This is a genomic window from Streptomyces pyxinicus (genome assembly GCF_024753135.1).
Lineage (GTDB): Bacteria > Actinomycetota > Actinomycetes > Streptomycetales > Streptomycetaceae > Streptomyces > Streptomyces pyxinicus.
The window spans coordinates 1-237 of sequence record NZ_JANUGP010000087.1 but is presented as its reverse complement, the minus strand read 5'-3'; the positions used below and the strand labels follow the sequence as shown (position 1 = coordinate 237).

Annotated in this window: 1 pseudogene; it reads left to right on the top strand. The window is 73.4% G+C overall.

From position 1 onward, the window contains the following. Window positions 1-237 (top strand): annotated as a pseudogene (locus NX794_RS35855) (hypothetical protein); the annotation flags it as partial.

Below are 237 nucleotides of genomic sequence, written 5' to 3'. Positions count from 1 at the left end.
TGACGGCGGACGTCAACGGCATCCGTTTCCTCCTGGCCTTCTCCGACGAGCAGGCGCTGGCCCGGTACGCGGTGGCGCGTGGTGAGGCGGCGCGTGAGTGGACGTACCAGAGGGTTCTCGGTGCCCGGCTGCTGGATGTGGCGGTTCCGGCGGCCGGGGTGCCCTGCGGGGTGGCGCTGGACTGCGCGGACGGCGAGGAGGGGATGGTGTTCCCGCCGGTGCGCGGGATCGTGCCGG